Below are 18,472 nucleotides of genomic sequence, written 5' to 3'. Positions count from 1 at the left end.
ACCCAGTTGGCCACTGACTCACAGGGTCCGAGGGTAATCTCGGCATGTGTTATTGCAAGACCACTATTGGAACCCAGACACGCCGGCGGCCACCACGCTGGCCCCCTGACAGGCGAACGCTAGTGCCGCCGCGATGTCACCAGCTTGCGTCAAATGACTGATTGAGACAAGACCTCTTCAAGCAAACCTCTTCAAGCAAACCTCTTCAAGCAAACCTCTTCAAACAAAGATTCCCAACCCCATTTGTCTTTGCGTAGGCTGTCCATCTTGAGCGTGTAGTAGCATATATGCTATATCGTATCCAGACAGCATGGCGAATCCGGCCGGTAGACATTCGTCCACTCGGCTCGTCTACCGCGGTGCCATGCTCAGCATTGAGTTCTACGTTACTCACGGTGGGACGGCACCCGCCGAGGAATGGCTGGAACAGATGCCGCTTGCAAGCCAACAGAAATTCGCCGCGCTGTTCGTTCGGATGGGAGATACCGGGAAGATCTGGAATGAACACAAGTTCAAGCATTTGACCGGAACGGATAAGATTTTCGAGTTCAAGGTTGAGGCAGATCGCGTCCTGTGTTTCTTCTTCGTTGGCAAGAGGCTGATACTGACGCATGGGTTTAGGAAGGCGGGAGACAAGACTCCTAAAGGCGAAATTGAACGAACTGAGGCATGTAAGCGAGAATTCGAGCGAGGAGGTCGAACATGAAGTCGAAACCAAGCCGCGGGGGCAAAGGGTGGCTCAATAGAAAGCTCGCCAACCCCAGCTTCCGTCGAGGATTTGAAGAAGAATTACAGAGGTTGGCGATCGGAGAGCAGTTAACCCGACTGCGCCGAGAGGCCGGCTTGACTCAGGCCCAGGTCGCCCAGCGAGCGAAAACCACCGCCTCTGCAATAAGTCGCTACGAAAACGCGGACTACAACCGGTATGAGCTTCGCACACTTCAGAGAATCGTTCGTGCCTGTGGAGGACGAATGGCCATCAACCTCACTTCAGGATCCAACAGGCATCGAGCTGTCTGATCGGACACAGGCGGCGAGCACCGACAACGACCGTCCAAGGTCTTGACTGCCGACGTCTAATCCAGCGGGATGTCCCCGCCTGTAATGGCGGGTAAGTCCATGGCTCACAAATTGTGTAATGGTGCGACCGCAAAACCACCGTCACACAAAACCAAGAGGGGCAGGTCTTGCAATCACACACTGCGCATTAGTAGTCCGCTTGACTTGTCCTGCTGTTTCGCGTCCGTGCCCTCGTCTCAGCAGCCTCACGAATCGACGACAAGGGCGCCTTGCATTCCTCGGCATAACCCAGACTCAAGATGGGGTGTAGTGGAGCTATGGTCAACAGAGAATGTGTGGCTGCAAGACCTGACCCGATTTGGGCTGAAGGCCGGAACCGCAAATCCGAGCAGGCCGTTTCTTTTCGGTGTCTGAGCGAGGGTGGCCTGGTTGATCCCCGCCGTGCGCGCGTCCAACGAGCACCGCCCGCTTCGATCGCAATCCGATTGACCAGGCTGCCCTCGCCTCTCCTCCCGGGAAAAGAAAAAGGCCCGCTGATCTTTCGACCAGCGGGCCTTTGTTGTAACCCGGCAGAGGTCCAAACCAAGCTTGCTTGTGCCGGCTACTCTTCATCGCTTTATCGTAATCTACGTCGCCGGAGAAAACCCTTCGACTTTCTTCGTGGAAAGGAGGAGTCGGCGCTGCCGGGGTTCAAAAGAAAAAGGCCTGTCGGATCGTGAGATCCAACAGGCCCTTTTGAACCCCGGCAGCGTCCTACCTTCCCACTGCCTCACGGCAGCAGTCGCATCGGCGTTGGGGGCTTCACTTCCGTGTTCGGTAGTCAGACGCTCATCCTATGCTGGTCGCTTTCCCTGGAGCAGCCGCCATGCCGCCTCGCTGGCCTCTTTGACCAGCACGCCCATCTTCGGGTGCGACGGCTCCAGGTCCACGGGCCAGCCGTGGCTGCGCAGCCGTTCGCTGGCCGTGGGGCCGATGGAAGCGACCACCATCCGCTTGAGCGCCGTCCGAAACGGCTCCACCTTGCCCTCTCTTTCAAGCACCTGCATGACATGCTCGACCTGCACGGCATTGGTGACGAGCAGGACATCGATCCTTCCGGCAGTCACCTCAGTCAGTAGGTTGCGTAGCGGGGCCGTGTCTTCCGGAAGCGCCCATTTATAAATCGGAACCGGCATCACCAGGGCGCCTCGCGCCATCAGCTCCCGGACCAGCTCATCATTGGACACGCCGTACTCCTGAATCGCCACCCGTCGGTCCTTGACCGGTCCCTGTTGATCCAAAGCCGCTAGCAGGTCCCGCCAGGTATTCGGTTCCGGGACGACCAGAGCCGGCGTCAGCCCCAGCCGCTTCAATGCAGCGACTGGCTTCGGGCCCCTGGCGACGAGCGTCGTCCGGCTCAAGGCCTGAGTAATGGATTCAATCGGATGGCGCGTGGCAAGCACCTCGACCAAGGTTTGAGTCCCCACGCCGGTGAGCAACAGCACCACGTCGATCTGTCCGACGAACAGGCGTTCGCTGAATTCAAACGCCGCATGGTTATCGGACAGGGGAATTTCACGGAGCGCCGGGACAACCAGCGGCTCGCCGCCGTAACGGCGGATCAGGTTCGCCATCGACTCCGCCATGCGGCTTTCGAGGGCCGCGACGTGGAGCCCCGCGAAACCTGTGCCTTCAGCCGGTTGGCTCTGGCTCATCGGCGTCTCGTTCGGAATACGACTATTCTGTGAGGTGATCCACGCGCAGCAGCGTGGCCTCGATCTCGCGCCGGTCTGGATCGACGGACGGATGTTCGATGATGGCGGCCCTCACGCGAACCTGTTCGCCTCGCCGGTAGTCGCCCGGCAGGGCCGGCACTGATTCCCCTTCGACGCAAGCCCCGACATTGCGGATGGGAAGCTCGCCGGTATCGTCCCGGAGATACAGGATGAATCCGCCGTCCCCGCCGCAACTCCCTTCGACGTGAATGAGCCGGATATCCCGGATCGTGCCGGCCAATGTCACCACATCCAGGTTGTAGAGGGAGGGGCTGGAGAGGATGCGCGCGATGGCCACCGGCGGGTCGCCCTCGGTGCGGTCGGCGGCGAGTACGCCGGTTTGGAAGGAGGCGACCATCGCGGCGCACAGCAGACCGGCCGCCCAGGTCACCGCGCTGCGTCCTTGGCGTCCATGGCACACCGGAACCCCGTCGATTCGTTGCGGATCAGGGGGTCGCTCTTGACGCGCGTGAAGATCCGGACCAACGGCGTTTCGACCTGCCAGCCGGAGCTGCGCAGGACTTTATGGGAGCCGGTCTCCGGGCCTGATGGGTTCTTGGCCGGGCTCTTTTCGTAGTAGCGGTCGTCGTACCAATCATTGACCCATTCCCAGACATTACCCGCCATGTCGTAGACGCCGTAGGGGCTCTTGCCCAGCTCGTAGCTGCCGACCGGCATCAAGGTTTTCTCCCCGATCCACCGTTGGTTATAGTTCAGATGCTTGGCCGTCGGCTCCACATTGCCCCAGGGAAACCGCCGGTCGTCCACTCCGCGCCCCGCCTTTTCCCATTCGGCTTCGGTGGGGAGCCGTTTGCCGGCCCACTTGCAATAGGCCTCCGCGTCGTACCAATCCACGTTGATGACAGGCCGGTCTGCGGCCGATTCCGGCATCATGTTCTTCTGCCACAGGTTCCGGCTCGGGTCTTTGGGGTGCTGGGGAATGCGATGGTTGGTGGCACGCACGAACTCGATGTAGCGGCCGTTGGTGACCTCAAATTTGTCGATGTAAAACGCATCCAGCGTGACTTCGTGGCGGGGATACTCGTCGCGGCCTCCGTCCCGGTCACCGGGAGGGACCCCCATCGGAAACGGCCCGGCCGGAATCAGCACCATCGGGGCTCCGTCCTTACCGGTGATCTCGCCGGTCTGCGATCCACCGGATTGCCCTGATGATGTCCCACCGGCGGCCCCACTCAAGCCGATATTCCAGAGCATCGAGCAGGCACAAAGAGTCAGCACCGAGAACCTGGTCCACATGGTCATTCCTCCGACACGGTGAAGGTCAACTGAGCTGCGAGATCGGCACCCTCTCCGTGCGGGGCCCCGCAACCTTGAAAGACAGAAAAGCACGTGCCCGCGAGAAAAGCGATTGACGCCTTCTCGACGGCTCCCTACTATACACAGCATTCGTGCAGGCAGAAAAGCCCCTGCGACCTCGATCTGGAGCCATGGCGACGCCTCCTCCTCATCGCGGGTTGCGCCATCTGGCGCTCCGCGTGACCGATCTCAAGAAATCGCGAGCCTTCTACGAGCGGCTGTTCGGGATGAAGGTCGTCTGGGAGCCGGACCCGGACAATGTCTATTTCAGCTCGGGGTGCGACAACCTGGCCCTGCATCAGATTTCACAGGCTGAGTTGGCCGACTATCATCAAAGGCGCAGCCAATTCCTCGACCATGTGGGGGTGATCATGGAGAACCCTGCCGCGGTCGATGAGTTGTATGCCCTGGTTGTTGGCGAAGCCGCTGAGTTGGAAGCCACCATCGTGAAGCCTCCGAAACAACACCGTGACGGGAGCTATTCGTTTTACGTGGCCGATCCGGACGGCAACGTGGTGCAGGTGTTGTACGAACCCACGATCAGCCCGTTGGAGTTTACCCGCAAAACATGAGGCATGAGCCGTCGGCGAAGCTCGCAATGAATCGACTGAGAGCCGGGGACCCGTCTTCGTCTACCGTCAACCCTGCCGAGCATCCCTCATGAAACTCTGGGACCACTATCGCCCGACCGATTACCTTGCCCTGTTGCCCTGGGTCTGGGTGCAGTTCGAGAGCGCCGAGGCGCCGGGCCCGTTCCCCTTTCTGGGCGGGATTGCCCCCGAAGTGACCGTCGCCCTCCACGAGGCGCACCAACACCTCCTCAGTAGCGTGGAGACGGCGATCAGCGACGTGTTTGCGAAGCGGGCGCCGCTCGACGATCCCGATCTTCGCACGAGGCTGGAGGATGCCTATGCCGAGCTGGTGAATTCGCGCCCGCAGCTTAGCCAGCACATCCGTTGCGGGCGGCGTCCGGACGGGACCTTCCAGTGGGAGTTTCCACGCGATCCCAGTAAGTCCTCGACGGTGACCAGCGCCGGATTGCGGGTCTTCCATGCGGTCAAGCGCCAGGCGATTCCGATGCCACTCGACCGAATGAGCGGCCCCGCGGTGGCCAAGCTCATCGGGTTCTTGGACGGCAGCCAACCGGCCGGCGCGATCCGCACGATTGTGACTGCCTCCCGTGAGCAGGAGCGGACGCTCACCCGCTTCATGGAACTCCTGCATCAGCACGAGTGCCTGTCCGCCACGCCCGAGCATCGCGTGCGGAGCAGATGGCTGGAGGCGACAGCCGATCGCGACCTGATCCATCTCGGCCATGCGGCGCTGATGTATCGCCAGCGCGAACAGTTTTTTCTGTTCGATCCCTGGCTCTTGCCCTGGTTCGCCGAGATGCCGATCCCTTCGCTCTGGGGCCAACTGCTGCCGCGACCTTCGGCGGTCTTTCTCACGCATGACCATGACGACCATGTGGAGCCGCGCTCGCTCCTGAGCCTGCCCAAGGATATTCCGGTCGTCGTGCCCAGCCGGCGCAATCGGAAGACCTGCTACTACGACTACCAGGCGTTGCTGCGGGACATGGGCTTCACACAGGTTATCGAGTTGGCGCATGGCGAGTCCTGGGCCTTTGACGGCGGGGCCGTGTGGTCGGTGCCGTTCTATGGCGAAGATCCCTGCGATCTCGAGATGCCGCGGAATTGCTACCTGATCGCGGACCGCGGCCATACCGTCCTGGTCCACGCCGACAGCGGCCCGACCAATGACGGGCGCTCCGCGCTAAAAGAAGGCGTGATTCAGGCGCTCGTACGACAGCACGGCCCGATTGCGGTCGTCTGTGCCTCGCAGCAACAGTTGAAGGAGCTGCGCACCTATGCGGCCCATGCCGCGCTGGCGCCGCCGGGGACCTGGTTGGAAGTCGGAGAAAACGGGTTCTTGACCAATGCCTATCTGGCCGAGCTGGCGCAGACCGCGCAAGCCAAATTGTTCGTATCCTACGCGACCGGCGGAGCCGATTGGTATCCCGACCATCTGTCCTTCACGTTCAGCCGGCGGAATCCCGCCCGAACGAAACTGTTAACGGCGCATTGGGAGCCGCCGTCCGAGTTGGCCCAGGCGCTCGCGTCCTTCGGGTGCCGATATCACTATGCCCAGGCGTTGGATGCCTTTCGGCTCAAACCGGACGGGGCGATGGAAGCTCTGTCATTGACGCAGACCTTGGCGCCGCTGGAACTCTATCGGCTTGACCATGGCGATCCGCCGTTCATGCGATCTTCCGGGCAGAAGAGATAAGCGATCGATCGTCCGCAGAACATGGAACGGCGCTGAGGCGGGGTGCCTGAGCGGCCTTGTGTGAGTCGGGGGGGGGGAGAATAAGAGATGGAGCCGCAAACGGTTCTGGTCACGGGCGCGGCGGGGTTTATCGGGTTTCACACGGCCGCCCGGTTGTTGGAGCGGGGCGATCGGGTCATCGGCCTCGACAACCTGAACGACTATTACGATGTCCGTCTCAAAGAGGCGCGCCTGACCCGCTTGACCACGTTCGACCGGTTCCGTTTCGTCAGGATGGACCTGGCGGATCGTGCGGGAATCAAACAAGTGTTCGCCGAATCGCAGTTTCGGAAAGTCGTGCATTTGGCCGCCCAGGCCGGGGTGCGGTATTCCCTGGTCAATCCTCATGCTTACACGGACAGCAACATCGAGGGCTTTTTGAGCATCCTGGAAGGGTGCCGCCACAATGGCATCGAGCACCTCGTCTTCGCTTCCACCAGCTCGGTCTACGGCGGCAACACCCGCATGCCCTTCTCGGTGCACGACAACGTCGACCATCCGGTGTCGCTCTACGCGGCCACCAAAAAGGCGAATGAGCTGATGGCCCATTGCTATGCGCACCTCTATCGGATTCCCTGCACCGGGCTCAGGTTCTTCACGGTCTATGGACCATGGGGGCGGCCGGACATGGCGCTGTTCCTGTTCACCAAGGCGATGCTGGAGGGCAAACCGATCGAGGTCTTCAACCATGGGCAGATGCAGCGGGACTTCACGTATATCGACGATATCGTGGAGGGGGTGGTGCGCGCGCTTGATCGCCCGGCGCAGCCGGACCCCCGGTGGTCAGGCGACCAACCGGACCCGAGCCTCAGCAATGCCCCCTATCGACTCTACAACATCGGCAACCATCAACCGGTGCCGCTGCTGCGCTTTATCGAGGTGCTGGAACAGACGCTCGGCCTCAAGGCCGAGAAACGCCTCTTGCCGTTACAGCCAGGAGATGTGCCTGCGACCTATGCCGACGTGGAGGATCTCACCCGCGATGTCGGCTTCAAGCCCTCGACGTCCATCGAAACCGGCATTGCCCGCTTCGTCCAATGGTACAGGGAATACTATGCAGTGTAATCGGCCGCGCGTGGTCTGCGCGAAAGAGAGTCATGCAGCCCTCCTGCCTGTTCATCGCGGCGTGACCCCATGAAACCCCGGCGAGTCCTACGATACTCGGTCCAGTTGCCCGCCGGGTTGCAGGGGGACGGCCCGGATCGGAAGGGCACGATCGTGAACCTCTCGATCGATGGCTGCGCGGTGATCGCCGAACGGCCGGTCCCGGTGGGGAGCTACGTGAGGATCGGCATGGAACTCACCCCGCAGGAGCCAGTGCTGGAGATCGAATTGGCGGCCGTGCGCTGGCGGGCCGGCTCGCGGTTCGGCTGTGAGTTCATCAAGGTGCAGCCGTCGATGAAGGCCCGATTGGCGGAGTTCGTGCGGCTGCTCGAATCGCCGCCAGCCGGGTGACTGGAGGGGAAACCCGATTGTGCCCCGGCCGGGGCCGGTCACTTCATGGCGACGGTCCGAACCTGCTTGAAGGTCGTCAGGCCACGCAAGACCTTCTGAATGCCGTCCTGCATGAGCGTGACCATGCCGTTCTTCATCGCCAGGCTGGTCAGCTCCGAGGTCCGGGCGTGAGACTGGATCAGGTTGCGGAGTTCGTCACAGGCCACGAGCAGCTCGTGCAGCGGCACCCGCCCGCGAAAGCCGCTGCGGTTGCAGGCGTCGCAGCCACTGCCGCGGGAGAGCCGGAACTCGTCCCTATACTCAACCCCGAGCGAGTGCCAGGCTGCCGTTCCGTATCCGCGCACGAGTTCGTCGTACTCCTCGCGGGACGGATGGTAGGTTTCTTTGCACGCCGGGCAGATCCGTTTGCAGAGCCGCTTGGCGATGACGCCGAGCATGGCGTCGGCGAAGTTGAAGGCGTCGCAGCCCATGTCGAGGAGGCGGGTGACTGTTTCCATGGCGCTGTTGGTGTGAAGGGTGCTCAGGACGAGATGGCCGGTCAGGGACGCTTCGATGGCCACGTCGGCGGTTTCTTTGTCCCGCATCTCACCGATCATGATCACGTCCGGGTCGGCGCGCAGGAACGACCGCATGGCGGCGGCGAAGGTGAAGCCGATTTTTGGATTGACTTGAACCTGCCGCAATCCGTCCTGCGTGATCTCGATCGGATCTTCCGCGGTCCAGATCTTCCGCTCGTCGGTATTGATGGCGCCCAGGATCGCGTGGAGCGTCGTGGTCTTGCCGGAGCCGGTGGGGCCCACGCAGAGGATCAGTCCGTGCGGACGGTCGGCGAGGTCCTTGATGGCGGCCAGCGCCTCTGGGGAGAATTCCATCGCTGACAGCGGCATCGGTTCTTTGGCCGTCAGCATCCGCATCGCCACGTCCTCGTTGTGGCCGGCCGTGGGAATCGTGGCGACCCGCAGTTCGATCTCCTTGTCCTTCGCCAGCTTGTATCGGATCTTGCCGTCTTGCGGCCGCCGCCGTTCGGCAATATCGAGATTCGCCATGATCTTGATGCGGGACACGATCGCGCGCCGGTAGGCGGGCGGGATTTTCATATAGGAGAAGCAGGACCCATCCACCCGGTACCGGACGGCCGTCTCCTTGCGATCAGAATACGGTTCGATGTGGATGTCGGAGGCCCCCAGGCGGTAGGCTTCCGCGATGATCTGATTGGTCAGCCGGACGATGGCCGAGTCGTGCTCGTCGATGGCGTCGGCTCCCGATTCGTCCGATCCGGCCTCAGAGGCTTCGTTGACGAGTTCGCCGAGAATGTCGGTGATCGAGCCGGATTCCGTTTGCCCCATCGCGGCCAGGATGAACTGTTCGATCTCCTGCCGGAGGCTGACCGAGTAGCGGACGGTCAGGCCGGGGAACGCGCGGCGGATGTCGAGCCCCTTGTCGAGGTTGTGCGGATCGTCGATCAGGATATCGAGCAGGGGGCCCTGCCGGCGGAGCGGAATCCAGAAGTTCCGGCGGAGATAATCGAAGCTGAGATTCTTCACCAACTCCACGTCGACGACGGTCCGGTCGTCATAGGGCACATAGGGACAGTCAAAAAACTCGCTGAGCGCCTGCCCCAGTTGCGCCTTCGAGAGGCGATACGTGGTGAGGAGGATCGATTCAAGCTCTTTTTTGCCGCTGAACGACTCCTTGAGGGCCGCGTCGAAGTCCTCGCGGGCGAGGAGTCCCCTGGAGACGAGGCGATCAAACGCCGCGGCTTCGATCGCCTTGTGTGCGGGAGGGAGCATGGTGCGTTCTGCGGCCGGTACTCGGAGATTGTCGCTCAGACCTGTTGTTTGCGCCACGAGAATCGCGCTACATGACGGCTCTGGTCCGCCGCCCGCCGACGTGATCTTGAACGGCTTTGCTCCGACGTTGTATCGTGGATGTGCACGGCCTGGGGCGCTGGCATGGAATGGGTAGACGCAAGAGGATTGATGATCGGATAAGAGGCATCGAGGATGCTTCCTGGCAGCAAGAGAATCGTCGGTAGCTTCCCGTTGGCAGCGGGGGTGCTCTGGTTCAGCGCCGTTGCCTGGGCCGGTCAGGGGGGAGAATCGAACCTTCCTCTTCAGGAGACCCAACCCTCCTTCCATTTGCGCACGGGCGAGGTGTCGGAGACAACACTGGTCGATCCTCGATCCATTCCTGTTCCGGATCGGTCCGAGACGCTTCTGCGCGAGCCGCCCACCATCCATGGAGAACTCCATTTCGGAGAGCAGACGCTGATTCCCTATGTCGGAGCCGGTTTTGGAGGCGGGTATGTGACCGAACGAGATCGGATGCTCGGGCCGGACCCTTCCCTCCAGAACAAGAATATCCTGGGCGACGGCACCGGCAAGGGCTATGTGCCGAACGAGTTTCAGATGGGCATCCGCATTCCGTTTTGAGCTATCCTCGACGAGCGCCGGCCCTCTTCTCCGTTCCGATCGCCTCCCTGCTTATCGGCTGCTGCGAACCGTCATGGACATCAACTGTTGGAGAGTCACGCCTTCGAGCCCTGGCAGGACCGCATGGGCTTCCGACAGCAAGGGCGCCGGGTAGGTCGTCGCGAGGGCGATGACGTGCATCCCGGCCTGTTTGGCCGACAGGATTCCGGCCTGCGAGTCTTCCAGCACCAGGCACTCTTCAGCCCGGATCAGCGGCGGCCGCGGCTCCCGGCCGTTCAGCAGCTTGAGCGTCAAGGCATAGATGGCAGGGTCCGGCTTTCCGACGGCGCACTCGTCGGCCGATACGATCACGGCGAAGTCCTGCTCGATCGGTGTGCCGCTCAAGGCATAGGCAATCTGCTCGCGCCGCCCGCCCGAGGCAATGGCCAGTCGGCAGGTGGCCTTCGCGGCTTTGACAAGGTCGATGACGCCGGGAAACAGCGCCGGTCTGTGCGCTTGACTAGAGGCGTGAAACAGTTCCGCTTTGCGTTGCGTGATCCGGGCGAGCAGCAGGGGATCGTCCCGGCCCTCCCTCTCTCGAATCAACGCCGCCGTACAGGTCCGTTCATCCATGCCGAGATAGGTGCCATAGTACTCTTCGGCGGTGAGCCTGAACCCCTGTTCTGCCAACGCCTGTTGAAAGCACCGGAAGTGGGGCGTCTCGTCGTCGGCGAGGACCCCGTTGAAATCGAAGATGAGGGCTCGGCACCAGCCGGTGGGGCTCGTCAGAGGCATGGGCATGGGAGAAGGCCACGATACGCGAAGCCAGGGCAGGCGGCAAGCCCGGCAAACAGAGGACGTGCGGTTCGCGGCCTTCCCTTGTTCCCGTTGTGCTCCTCCGGTATTCTCCTCCGACGTGAAACCTGCTGATCCACGGTTGAATTCTTTCCGACCGGACCGCGCGCCCGCATGAGCAATCACACGCTGCTGCCAGACCTGCTGACGATTTTCGTCGTGTCGATCACGGTGGTGTTTCTCTTCCACCAGTTTCGACTCCCCTCGATCGCCGGGTTTCTCTGCGCGGGAGCCATGATCGGGCCGTACGGACTCAACCTCGTGTCCGATCAGGAACAGGTCAAGGTGCTGGCGGAAATCGGGGTCGTCCTGCTCCTGTTCACGATCGGCATCGAATTCTCGCTGGCCCATCTGACCTCGGTCCGCCGCCTCATGTTGGTCGGCGGAACATTCCAGGTCGGCGGCGTGCTGCTGTTCGCGACGGTGGTCGGCTATCTCTTGGGCCTCTCGTTGGCCGAATCGGTTTTCTGGGGCTGCGTCCTGTCCCTGAGCAGCACGGCAATCGTGCTGAAACTGCTGACCGACCGCGGCGACATGGACTCGATCCACGGCCGGGCCACCACCAGCATCCTCGTCTTTCAGGATCTGGCGGTCGTGCCGATGATGTTGATCGTGCCGCTCCTGGCCACCCCGATGGAGGATGCGGCCAAGCAGGTGGCCCTCACAATGGGGAAGGCGCTGCTCGCGGTCGGCCTGATTCTGGTCGCGGCCCGGTATCTCGTGCCGACATTCCTCGAACGGATCGTGCGGAGCCGCAGCCGGGAATTGTTCCTGCTGACCGTGATCGTCCTCTGCCTGGGGATCGCCTGGCTCACCTCGTTGGGGGGCCTGTCGTTGGCGCTGGGCGCCTTCATCGCCGGGCTGGTGATCTCCGAGTCCGAATACAGCCATCAGGCGATGGCCGAGGTGCTGCCGTTCCGGGACAGTTTCAACAGCCTGTTTTTCGTCTCGATCGGCATGTTGATGGATGTCCGGTCGCTGCTCTCAAGCCCGGCCCTGGTCTTGGGGCTCGTGCTCGCGGTCGTTCTGGTGAAATTTCTCGCCGGCATGGGAGCGGTCATCGGGGCCAAGCAGCCGCCGCGCGCGGCGATCCTCAGCGGAGTCGCGCTGGCCCAGGTCGGGGAATTCAGCTTCATCCTGGCCGGGCAGGGCCAGACCGTCGGGTTGCTGTCCGGCACCGCCTATCAGGTGTTTCTGGCCACCTCGGTGATCACGATGGTGTTGACGCCCTTCTTGATGCAGTGGGCGCCGCACCTCGCCCGGCGGTTCGAAGCCTGGCAGCGGCTCCGTCACCTGCTGCCCGGGCGGACGATCAGCCACGTGCAACAGGAAACCGGGGAACAGATCAAGGTGCGGGACCATGTGATCATCCTGGGCTACGGCCTCAACGGACGAAATCTGGCCCGCGTGCTGAGCGAGACGGAGATTCCCTTCGTGGCGTTGGACCTCGACGGAGACATCGTGCGTCGGGAGTCGCGGGCCGGGGTCCCGATTTACTACGGCGACGGCACCAATCCCAACGTGCTGCGCCATGTCCGGATTCACGACGCCCGCGTGTTCGTCGTGGCGAATTCGGACCCATTCGCGGCGCGCCGGGCCGTGCAGGTGGCGCGCAGCTTGAATCCCAAGCTCTACATCATCGTGCGCACCCGCTATCTGCGCGAATTGCAGGAACTGCACGAGGTGGGGGCGGACGACGTCGTGCCGGAAGAATTCGAAACGTCGATCGAGATTTTTGCGCTGGTGCTGCGGACGTTCAAACTGCCGCAGGAGTATGTCATGAAGAAGGCGGAGCAGATCCGGCGGGAAGGCTATTCGCTGTTGCGCCGCAGCGAGATGCCGGAAATGGCGCACCATCTCCGCGCCGGCACCTTGACCGATGTGGAAGTGGAGACCTGCCGCATTGACGAGGATTCCCCGGTCTTGGGGAAGCCTCTGGGTGAACTGGCCATACGGCCCAGAACCGGCGCGTCGGTGATTGCGTTGACCAGGGGCGGCATGACCGAATCGAACCCGTCCGGGCGGACGGCGCTGCAAGCCGGGGATGTGCTCACGCTCTTGGGCACGCGACCCCAGATCAGGCGGGCCATCAGCCTGGTGACCGAGACAAAGGTTCATGACGAACCGCCCCCGTGAGCCGGTCGTTCCGAGTCCCGGCGGTGATCCGGCCGTGATCCTGGTCTTCCAGAGGCTGGACCGTGGACAGGGCCGTCTGAAGCTTGCTTGACAGTGAAAAAAATCAGGGACTATAGTGAAAATCTGTCATTGCTGTTCCGTCACAGCGCCGCTTCGGTCGGCCATCTGCCGGTCGAGGGAAGGGCGCGGGAGGTCGCCAGATGAATCTCACACAGGTTGAACCGTCGGCGGCATTGGCCGATTTACAGGAAACGAAGCCGGAGCGCGTCACCATCGTGGTGTTGAGCGGAGACATGGACCGTGTCATGGCGGCGTTTATCATCGCCACGGGCGCGGCGGCCATGGGGATGCCGGTGACGATGTTTTTCACCTTTTGGGGGCTCAACGCGATCCGCAAGCCAGGCGCCTCGACGACCGCCAAGAATTGGCTTCGCCGGATGTTCGGCTGGTTGAACAAGGGCGGCGCCCATCAGTTGCCGCTGTCGCGTTTCAATTTCGGAGGGATGGGGGCGCGCATGATGCAGAAGGTCATGCGAGACAACCGGATGCCCGGCATTCCGGAGCTGATGCAAACCGCCAAGGACCTTGACGTGCGGTTTATCGCCTGCACGACGACGATGGGGTTGATGGGTATCTCGAAAGACACGCTCATCGACGGGGTCGATCAGTTGGCCGGCGTGAGCACGTACTTGAACGAGGCGCGGCAAGGCGCCGTGAATCTCTTTATCTGAGGAGTGCGAGGTGAAGGCCAAGGTGAAGCTGAGGCCGGAGGCGCAAGACCTTTAGTCTCAACCTGAACCTCAGCCTCATGGAGTCTTATGATGCAAGCCGATGTGAAACTGGATACCCTCGGGTACTTCTGCCCGATGCCGATCATCATGACCTCGAAGAAGATCAAGGAACTGTCTATGGGGCAGGTCTTGGAGGTGCTATCCGATGATGAGGGCATCAAGAAGGATATGCCGGCCTGGTGCCAGACGACCGGCCACCAGATGGTGGGGCTGGAGGAAGAAGAGCAGCAGGCCAAGCGCGTCTACAAGGCCTACGTGAAGAAAACGAAGTAAGTCCGTTCTCTCCTTTCTCCCGCCTGTGTTCCTTCCGCCCGCGCTCCATGTTCCGTCCCACCTCAATGAGGCAGAATGAGCCTCGGCCAGAAGGGCCTATGACTGATCCGATTGTTGAATGTGTGCCGAACTTCAGCGAGGGGCGAGATTCCTCGGTGATCCAGGCGCTGTCGGAGGCGGTGCAGGCGGTTCCGCAGGTGGTCCTGCTCGACCGCACGAGCGATCCGGACCATCACCGGTCCGTCCTGACCTTGGCCGGGCCTCCTGAGGCCGTCGCAGAAGCGGCCTTTCAGGCCTGCCGAATCGCAACCGAGCGAATCGATCTGCGGCGGCATCAGGGCGTGCATCCCAGAGTCGGAGCAACCGATGTAATGCCCTTCGTGCCGGTGCGAGGGATGACCATGGCCGATTGTATGGACCTTGCGAGCCGGGTGGCGTGTCGCATCGGAGAGGAACTTGGAATCCCCGTGTTTCTGTATGAGCAATCGGCAAGGCAGCCGGTCCGGCGCCGGCTCGAAGCGATCAGGCGGGGTGGGGTGGAGGCTTTGGCGAAGCGGATGGCGGAGGACCCAGCCTGGCATCCCGACTATGGACCTGCGAGGCTCCATCCGACGGCCGGGGCTACGGTGGTCGGGGCCAGACCGTTTCTTGTGGCCTTCAACGTGAACGTGGCGAGCGAGGATCTGGCGGTGGCCAAGGCCATTGCACGGCGGGTCAGGGAATCCAGCGGGGGGCTGCCCGGCGTGAAAGCGATCGGTGTGCCGCTGCCCAGCCGCCGGCTCGTCCAGGTGTCGATGAATCTGACGGATCTCGGTCGCACACCGATTCATCACGCCTACGCGGCCGTTGTCCGGGAAGCGGCACATGCCGGCGTTCGTCTGGCGGGATCGGAACTGATCGGACTGGTCCCGCTCCAGGGAATACTGGCAACGGCGCAGCAGGCGCTTGGATTGGAGGTGCTTTCGGAGCGCCACATCCTGGAGATCGAACTGGAGCAGGCGCTCCGGCGCGGCCAGACGCAGCCGGCGGACACCTCGAAACGCGACGAGCGGCCGGAGGCTGCATTCGGCAACGTCGCCGACTTGTTGCATACCCTTGGCGAGGCCGGCAACCTGACGGCCGGCGCGCTGGCCGCCGGCCTGGCGGGCGCGCTTTCGGCCCAGCTCGGCGCGAAGGTGTTGGCCATCCAGGAAAAACGAAAGTCGACTCCATCCGGCTCGGCGTCCCGCCTGGCGGATCTCGGGACGAGATTATGGGACGTTGCGCAACGCGACGCTCCGGCCTACGCCAAGGTGTTGGAATCGGCTCGCCGGTTGAAGCAGGATCCAGAGGAAGCGCCCGTCTTCTCGGAGGCCCTTGAACAGGCGACCGAGATTCCCTTAGCCATGGCCGGTTTGGTTGCCGAGGTCCGGCGTCTCCTGCCCGAAGTGGAGTCGAGCCGGGATACCGCGCTGAGCCCCGACGTTTTCGTCGCTCGCGAGCTGGCCCGTGCTGCCTTCCTGGGCCTTCGATCGGTCGTGCTCGAGAACTGTAAACGTCAATCAAATCATAGAGTTAAAGACAAAATGCTGCATGAGCTGAAACAAATGGAAAGGTGCCTTGAGGGGCCTGGGGGGCTGTGGTAGACTACCGCCTCGTTTTCGTCCATCACCCCAAGACATATAGGAATCATGGAAATCAAAGTCTTCAACAACAACGTCGAGAAAGCTCTCAAGGTTGCGAAGAAGAAACTCGCCGGCGAAGGGTTGTTCCGCGAACTGAAGCGGCGGCGCTTCTACGAGAAGCCCAGCGTCCGCAAGAAGGCCAAGCAGCGGGAAGCTCAGCGGCGACGCCAAAAGTGGCTGTCGAAGCATCGAGCCGACTAACCCTTCGGTCCCTGCCGCATTCCTCGCGATCCCATTCGGCTGCCGGCATCACGGCGTCGGTCGGGTCACCCGCAACTAAGTCATCGGCAACAGGCATTGCTTCAACCGCCGATGCGTGACGCAGACATTCATCCGGTGTTGCGGACGCTGCGGCGTGAAGTCCGCCAATGGCCGGACCCCGTGGTCGGGGTCGTCGCAAAGGACTCGTCGCAGGACCCTTTTCGGATTCTCATCGCGACGGTCCTGAGTCTCCGCACGAAGGATCTCACGACAGCCGAGGCCAGCGGGCGGCTCTTCGCGCTGGCTGACACGCCGGCCGCCATGCTCAAGCTGACGCCGGCCCGCATCGAGCGGGCCATCTATCCCGTCGGATTCTACCGCAACAAGGCCGTGCAACTGCTGGGCATCAGCCGCGCGCTGCTCGGTCGCTATGGCGGACGGGTGCCGGACGATATCGACGAACTGTTGACTCTGCCCGGCGTGGGGCGAAAAACGGCGAACCTGGTCGTAACGGTCGGCTATCGGAAGCCGGGCATCTGCGTGGATATCCACGTGCATCGCATCAGCAACCGGTGGGGCTACATCAAGACCAGGACTCCCGAGGAATCGGAGGAGGCCCTGCGAGCCAAGCTGCCCAAGCGTTATTGGATCACCTACAACGATCTGCTCGTGCCCTTCGGCCAGCACCTGTGTCAACCGGTCTCGCCCTGGTGCAGCCGATGCAAGGTCTCGGACTACTGTGATCGGATCGGCGTCACGAGATCGCGCTGAACCCGGAACCGTGATGCGGGCGGGCGACGCGGAGGGAACGGCGAGCGACTACTAAATAAAGAGCTTGGTTTCCGCGTGGGCGGTAAGGGAAAGAATCGACGGCAAGCCCATGACCTCATCGACGTTCTTCGCGACGCGCGCGGCATCGACGCCCATGTATTCCAGGCCGGCGCTGCAGGCGATCAGCCTCAATGATCCCACCGCTTTGGCTTCCTGAAACATCTCCGAAATCGTCGGCACCTTCTTTTCCTTCAGCAGCCGGCGCACTTCATCTCCAGCCGAGGCGTATTCGGGCGGAAAATCCACTTCATCCAACCGGCCGTCGGCCAGTTTCTTGATCGTCCAGAACAAGAGGATGACAAGGACCTCCTTGCCCATGGCGGCGGCCGTCAGGCCCAACGTCGCCACCTGATGCAATTTGTCGTAGGTGGCGTTGTGCGCGAAGATCACGAAACGCGGCTTGGCTGGACGGGTGGTGCCGGACATCACTGGTACTTCGCGGCTTGGACTTTGGCGCTGCTGACGAACTCCTCGATGACGGCGTCGACCTCGGAGGGGGTAAACGACCGGTCGTGAGTCTCGCTGTCATCGAGCACGTAGGTGTCGAGATTTTTTTCCTGTCGCAGGACCACCGTGTTGTCCGGCGTGACTTCGACCAGAATGTACCATTCGTGCGGGCCTTTTCGAAGCACGGCTTCCTTGCCGAGTCCTTTTTTGTTGACCTCGACCTCGACCTCGCTGTCCGATCCGGCCTGCACTGTCGCCGGCACCGGCATGAATGGCGAGAGGGCCACGACGAGCAGCCCGCACCGGACCACCCGATCAATACAGTCGAGAGACAGACGGCGCATGAGTATGCCTCACCATCGAAGCGGACGAACCGGATACCGGGCCATTATAGCCCGAGACTTTCGAGGACGTAAACCCGCGCGCGGCCGGAACGCGGACAGGCGTAGCCGCAAACGGCGGAGTCAATCCCGGAACTGATCTCCGCCGTGCGACCGGAACCCTGCGGGTCCTTCGCTCGTTGTTGTCTGCCGAGGCTGCATGCTACGATGCCCGTTCCGCTTATGGACTCCTTTCTTTCCACCGTGCAGTCCTATGTCTCCGGCCAGACGTTGCTCTGGCTGGCGTTCTCCTCCGTGGTCCTCTTCGTCGGAACCCTGATCGCCATTCCGTTGATTCTGGTCCGGTTGCCGTCGAACTATTTCGATTCGGACTATCCCCATTCATGGATGCGCAACCACCATCCTGTGTTGCGCATGCTCGGCCACCTGATCAAGAACATCCTTGGGGCGATCTTCTTGCTCGCCGGGTTTGCCATGCTGTTCCTGCCGGGCCAGGGGCTGCTCACCATGCTGATCGGCATTTCACTGATGGATTTTCCTGGCAAGCGGGAGCTCGAGCGAAAGTTGATCGGTCAGCCAACGGTGCTGTCCACGATCAACAAGATGCGGGAGAAGTTCGGCACGCCTCCGCTGGTGATCAAGCCCCGCTGA

At 62.1% G+C, this 18,472-nt stretch carries 21 protein-coding genes; 14 read left to right on the top strand and 7 right to left on the bottom strand.

From position 1 onward, the window contains the following. Window positions 1-310: 310 nt before the first annotated feature. Window positions 311-706, top strand: coding sequence for a type II toxin-antitoxin system RelE/ParE family toxin (locus QWI75_RS20170; protein WP_289271163.1), 396 nt, complete (start codon window positions 311-313; stop codon window positions 704-706). Then, window positions 703-1,020 (top strand): helix-turn-helix domain-containing protein, encoded by a 318-nt coding sequence (locus QWI75_RS22965; RefSeq protein WP_370693593.1) that lies wholly within the window; start codon window positions 703-705, stop codon window positions 1,018-1,020. Before QWI75_RS20170 ends, QWI75_RS22965 begins: the two co-directional genes overlap by 4 nt. Before the next feature lie 833 nt (window positions 1,021-1,853). On the opposite strand, the gene QWI75_RS20165 is transcribed toward QWI75_RS22965, so the two are convergent. The 3 genes from QWI75_RS20165 to QWI75_RS20155 are packed head-to-tail and all read right to left on the bottom strand — an operon-like array spanning window position 1,854 to window position 4,031. Then, entirely contained in the window at window positions 1,854-2,714 is an 861-nt protein-coding gene (locus QWI75_RS20165) for a uroporphyrinogen-III synthase (RefSeq protein WP_289271162.1), read from the bottom strand. Window positions 2,715-2,736: 22 nt separating this feature from the next. Continuing rightward, complete coding sequence (locus QWI75_RS20160; protein WP_289271161.1) at window positions 2,737-3,165, bottom strand: hypothetical protein; 429 nt, start codon at window positions 3,163-3,165, stop codon at window positions 2,737-2,739. Next, window positions 3,162-4,031: a formylglycine-generating enzyme family protein gene (locus QWI75_RS20155; protein WP_289271160.1), complete on the bottom strand. Its 870-nt coding sequence runs from the start codon at window positions 4,029-4,031 to the stop codon at window positions 3,162-3,164. Before QWI75_RS20155 ends, QWI75_RS20160 begins: the two co-directional genes overlap by 4 nt. Window positions 4,032-4,222: 191 nt before the next feature. Between QWI75_RS20155 and QWI75_RS20150 the strand changes: the two genes are divergently transcribed. The 4 genes from QWI75_RS20150 to QWI75_RS20135 all read left to right on the top strand — a co-directional run bounded on the left by QWI75_RS20150 (window position 4,223) and on the right by QWI75_RS20135 (window position 7,871). Next, complete coding sequence (locus QWI75_RS20150) at window positions 4,223-4,663, top strand: VOC family protein (protein ID WP_289271159.1); 441 nt, start codon at window positions 4,223-4,225, stop codon at window positions 4,661-4,663. 88 nt (window positions 4,664-4,751) lie between these two features. After that, window positions 4,752-6,377: an MBL fold metallo-hydrolase gene (locus QWI75_RS20145; protein ID WP_289271158.1), complete on the top strand. Its 1,626-nt coding sequence runs from the start codon at window positions 4,752-4,754 to the stop codon at window positions 6,375-6,377. A gap of 87 nt (window positions 6,378-6,464) precedes the next feature. Continuing rightward, on the top strand, window positions 6,465-7,481 hold the full coding sequence (locus QWI75_RS20140; protein ID WP_289271157.1) for an NAD-dependent epimerase: 1,017 nt from the start codon (window positions 6,465-6,467) through the stop codon (window positions 7,479-7,481). A 69-nt stretch (window positions 7,482-7,550) separates the two neighbouring features. After that, on the top strand, window positions 7,551-7,871 hold the full coding sequence (locus tag QWI75_RS20135) for a PilZ domain-containing protein (RefSeq protein ID WP_289271156.1): 321 nt from the start codon (window positions 7,551-7,553) through the stop codon (window positions 7,869-7,871). 38 nt (window positions 7,872-7,909) lie between these two features. Here the strand turns inward: QWI75_RS20135 and QWI75_RS20130 are convergent, their stop codons facing one another. Continuing rightward, window positions 7,910-9,661: a GspE/PulE family protein gene (locus tag QWI75_RS20130; RefSeq protein WP_289271155.1), complete on the bottom strand. Its 1,752-nt coding sequence runs from the start codon at window positions 9,659-9,661 to the stop codon at window positions 7,910-7,912. A 213-nt stretch (window positions 9,662-9,874) separates the two neighbouring features. On the opposite strand from QWI75_RS20130, the gene QWI75_RS20125 reads away from it, so the two are divergent. Next, window positions 9,875-10,303: a hypothetical protein gene (locus tag QWI75_RS20125; protein WP_289271154.1), complete on the top strand. Its 429-nt coding sequence runs from the start codon at window positions 9,875-9,877 to the stop codon at window positions 10,301-10,303. 51 nt (window positions 10,304-10,354) lie between these two features. Here the strand turns inward: QWI75_RS20125 and QWI75_RS20120 are convergent, their stop codons facing one another. Next, entirely contained in the window at window positions 10,355-11,083 is a 729-nt protein-coding gene (locus QWI75_RS20120) for an HAD family hydrolase (protein ID WP_289271153.1), read from the bottom strand. Window positions 11,084-11,251: 168 nt separating this feature from the next. On the opposite strand from QWI75_RS20120, the gene QWI75_RS20115 reads away from it, so the two are divergent. From QWI75_RS20115 to QWI75_RS20090, 6 genes are all read left to right on the top strand, one after another. Beyond that, on the top strand, window positions 11,252-13,273 hold the full coding sequence (locus tag QWI75_RS20115; RefSeq protein ID WP_289271152.1) for a monovalent cation:proton antiporter family protein: 2,022 nt from the start codon (window positions 11,252-11,254) through the stop codon (window positions 13,271-13,273). A 200-nt stretch (window positions 13,274-13,473) separates the two neighbouring features. Beyond that, window positions 13,474-14,004 (top strand): DsrE/DsrF/DrsH-like family protein, encoded by a 531-nt coding sequence (locus tag QWI75_RS20110; RefSeq protein ID WP_289271151.1) that lies wholly within the window; start codon window positions 13,474-13,476, stop codon window positions 14,002-14,004. Between the two features lie 87 nt (window positions 14,005-14,091). Then, window positions 14,092-14,337: a sulfurtransferase TusA family protein gene (locus tag QWI75_RS20105; protein ID WP_289271150.1), complete on the top strand. Its 246-nt coding sequence runs from the start codon at window positions 14,092-14,094 to the stop codon at window positions 14,335-14,337. A gap of 98 nt (window positions 14,338-14,435) precedes the next feature. Further along, a complete protein-coding gene (ftcD, locus tag QWI75_RS20100) occupies window positions 14,436-15,962 on the top strand; it encodes a glutamate formimidoyltransferase (RefSeq protein WP_289271149.1) in 1,527 nt (508 codons plus the stop codon). 45 nt (window positions 15,963-16,007) lie between these two features. Further along, complete coding sequence (gene rpsU, locus QWI75_RS20095; protein WP_289271148.1) at window positions 16,008-16,202, top strand: 30S ribosomal protein S21; 195 nt, start codon at window positions 16,008-16,010, stop codon at window positions 16,200-16,202. Window positions 16,203-16,313: 111 nt separating this feature from the next. Then, window positions 16,314-16,973 carry an endonuclease III domain-containing protein gene (locus tag QWI75_RS20090; RefSeq protein ID WP_289271147.1) on the top strand — a complete coding sequence of 220 codons (660 nt, stop codon included), beginning with the start codon at window positions 16,314-16,316 and terminating at the stop codon, window positions 16,971-16,973. 51 nt (window positions 16,974-17,024) lie between these two features. Here the strand turns inward: QWI75_RS20090 and QWI75_RS20085 are convergent, their stop codons facing one another. Together QWI75_RS20085 and QWI75_RS20080 are read right to left on the bottom strand one after the other, a co-directional pair. Next, entirely contained in the window at window positions 17,025-17,459 is a 435-nt protein-coding gene (locus QWI75_RS20085) for a hypothetical protein (protein WP_289271146.1), read from the bottom strand. Further along, on the bottom strand, window positions 17,459-17,824 hold the full coding sequence (locus tag QWI75_RS20080) for a hypothetical protein (RefSeq protein WP_289271145.1): 366 nt from the start codon (window positions 17,822-17,824) through the stop codon (window positions 17,459-17,461). The genes QWI75_RS20085 and QWI75_RS20080 overlap by 1 nt, the downstream gene beginning before the upstream one ends. Window positions 17,825-18,028: 204 nt before the next feature. Here QWI75_RS20080 and QWI75_RS20075 point away from each other — a divergent pair, with 204 nt between their 5' ends. Beyond that, a complete protein-coding gene (locus tag QWI75_RS20075; RefSeq protein WP_289271144.1) occupies window positions 18,029-18,472 on the top strand; it encodes a PGPGW domain-containing protein in 444 nt (147 codons plus the stop codon).

It is taken from the genome of Nitrospira tepida, from assembly GCF_947241125.1.
Classification (GTDB): Bacteria; Nitrospirota; Nitrospiria; order Nitrospirales; family Nitrospiraceae; genus Nitrospira_G; species Nitrospira_G tepida.
The sequence above is the reverse complement of the archived record's forward strand: the minus strand, read 5'-3'. Positions and strand labels throughout refer to the sequence as shown.

Excerpts from the sequence above, each read along its gene's own strand:
- QWI75_RS20090 (WP_289271147.1), top strand. The coding sequence starts at position 16,314 with ATGCGTGACGCAGACATTCATCCGGTGTTGCGGACGCTGCGGCGTGAA.
- QWI75_RS20120 (WP_289271153.1), bottom strand. The coding sequence starts at position 11,083 with ATGCCCATGCCTCTGACGAGCCCCACCGGCTGGTGCCGAGCCCTCATC.
- QWI75_RS20155 (WP_289271160.1), bottom strand. The coding sequence starts at position 4,031 with ATGTGGACCAGGTTCTCGGTGCTGACTCTTTGTGCCTGCTCGATGCTC.
- QWI75_RS20135 (WP_289271156.1), top strand. The coding sequence starts at position 7,551 with ATGAAACCCCGGCGAGTCCTACGATACTCGGTCCAGTTGCCCGCCGGG.
- ftcD (WP_289271149.1), top strand. The coding sequence starts at position 14,436 with ATGACTGATCCGATTGTTGAATGTGTGCCGAACTTCAGCGAGGGGCGA.
- QWI75_RS20165 (WP_289271162.1), bottom strand. The coding sequence starts at position 2,714 with ATGAGCCAGAGCCAACCGGCTGAAGGCACAGGTTTCGCGGGGCTCCAC.
- QWI75_RS20115 (WP_289271152.1), top strand. The coding sequence starts at position 11,252 with ATGAGCAATCACACGCTGCTGCCAGACCTGCTGACGATTTTCGTCGTG.
- QWI75_RS20130 (WP_289271155.1), bottom strand. The coding sequence starts at position 9,661 with ATGCTCCCTCCCGCACACAAGGCGATCGAAGCCGCGGCGTTTGATCGC.
- QWI75_RS20075 (WP_289271144.1), top strand. The coding sequence starts at position 18,029 with ATGCCCGTTCCGCTTATGGACTCCTTTCTTTCCACCGTGCAGTCCTAT.
- QWI75_RS22965 (WP_370693593.1), top strand. The coding sequence starts at position 703 with ATGAAGTCGAAACCAAGCCGCGGGGGCAAAGGGTGGCTCAATAGAAAG.
- rpsU (WP_289271148.1), top strand. The coding sequence starts at position 16,008 with ATGGAAATCAAAGTCTTCAACAACAACGTCGAGAAAGCTCTCAAGGTT.
- QWI75_RS20125 (WP_289271154.1), top strand. The coding sequence starts at position 9,875 with ATGCTTCCTGGCAGCAAGAGAATCGTCGGTAGCTTCCCGTTGGCAGCG.
- QWI75_RS20085 (WP_289271146.1), bottom strand. The coding sequence starts at position 17,459 with ATGTCCGGCACCACCCGTCCAGCCAAGCCGCGTTTCGTGATCTTCGCG.
- QWI75_RS20140 (WP_289271157.1), top strand. The coding sequence starts at position 6,465 with ATGGAGCCGCAAACGGTTCTGGTCACGGGCGCGGCGGGGTTTATCGGG.
- QWI75_RS20150 (WP_289271159.1), top strand. The coding sequence starts at position 4,223 with ATGGCGACGCCTCCTCCTCATCGCGGGTTGCGCCATCTGGCGCTCCGC.
- QWI75_RS20145 (WP_289271158.1), top strand. The coding sequence starts at position 4,752 with ATGAAACTCTGGGACCACTATCGCCCGACCGATTACCTTGCCCTGTTG.
- QWI75_RS20170 (WP_289271163.1), top strand. The coding sequence starts at position 311 with ATGGCGAATCCGGCCGGTAGACATTCGTCCACTCGGCTCGTCTACCGC.
- QWI75_RS20110 (WP_289271151.1), top strand. The coding sequence starts at position 13,474 with ATGAATCTCACACAGGTTGAACCGTCGGCGGCATTGGCCGATTTACAG.
- QWI75_RS20105 (WP_289271150.1), top strand. The coding sequence starts at position 14,092 with ATGATGCAAGCCGATGTGAAACTGGATACCCTCGGGTACTTCTGCCCG.
- QWI75_RS20080 (WP_289271145.1), bottom strand. The coding sequence starts at position 17,824 with ATGCGCCGTCTGTCTCTCGACTGTATTGATCGGGTGGTCCGGTGCGGG.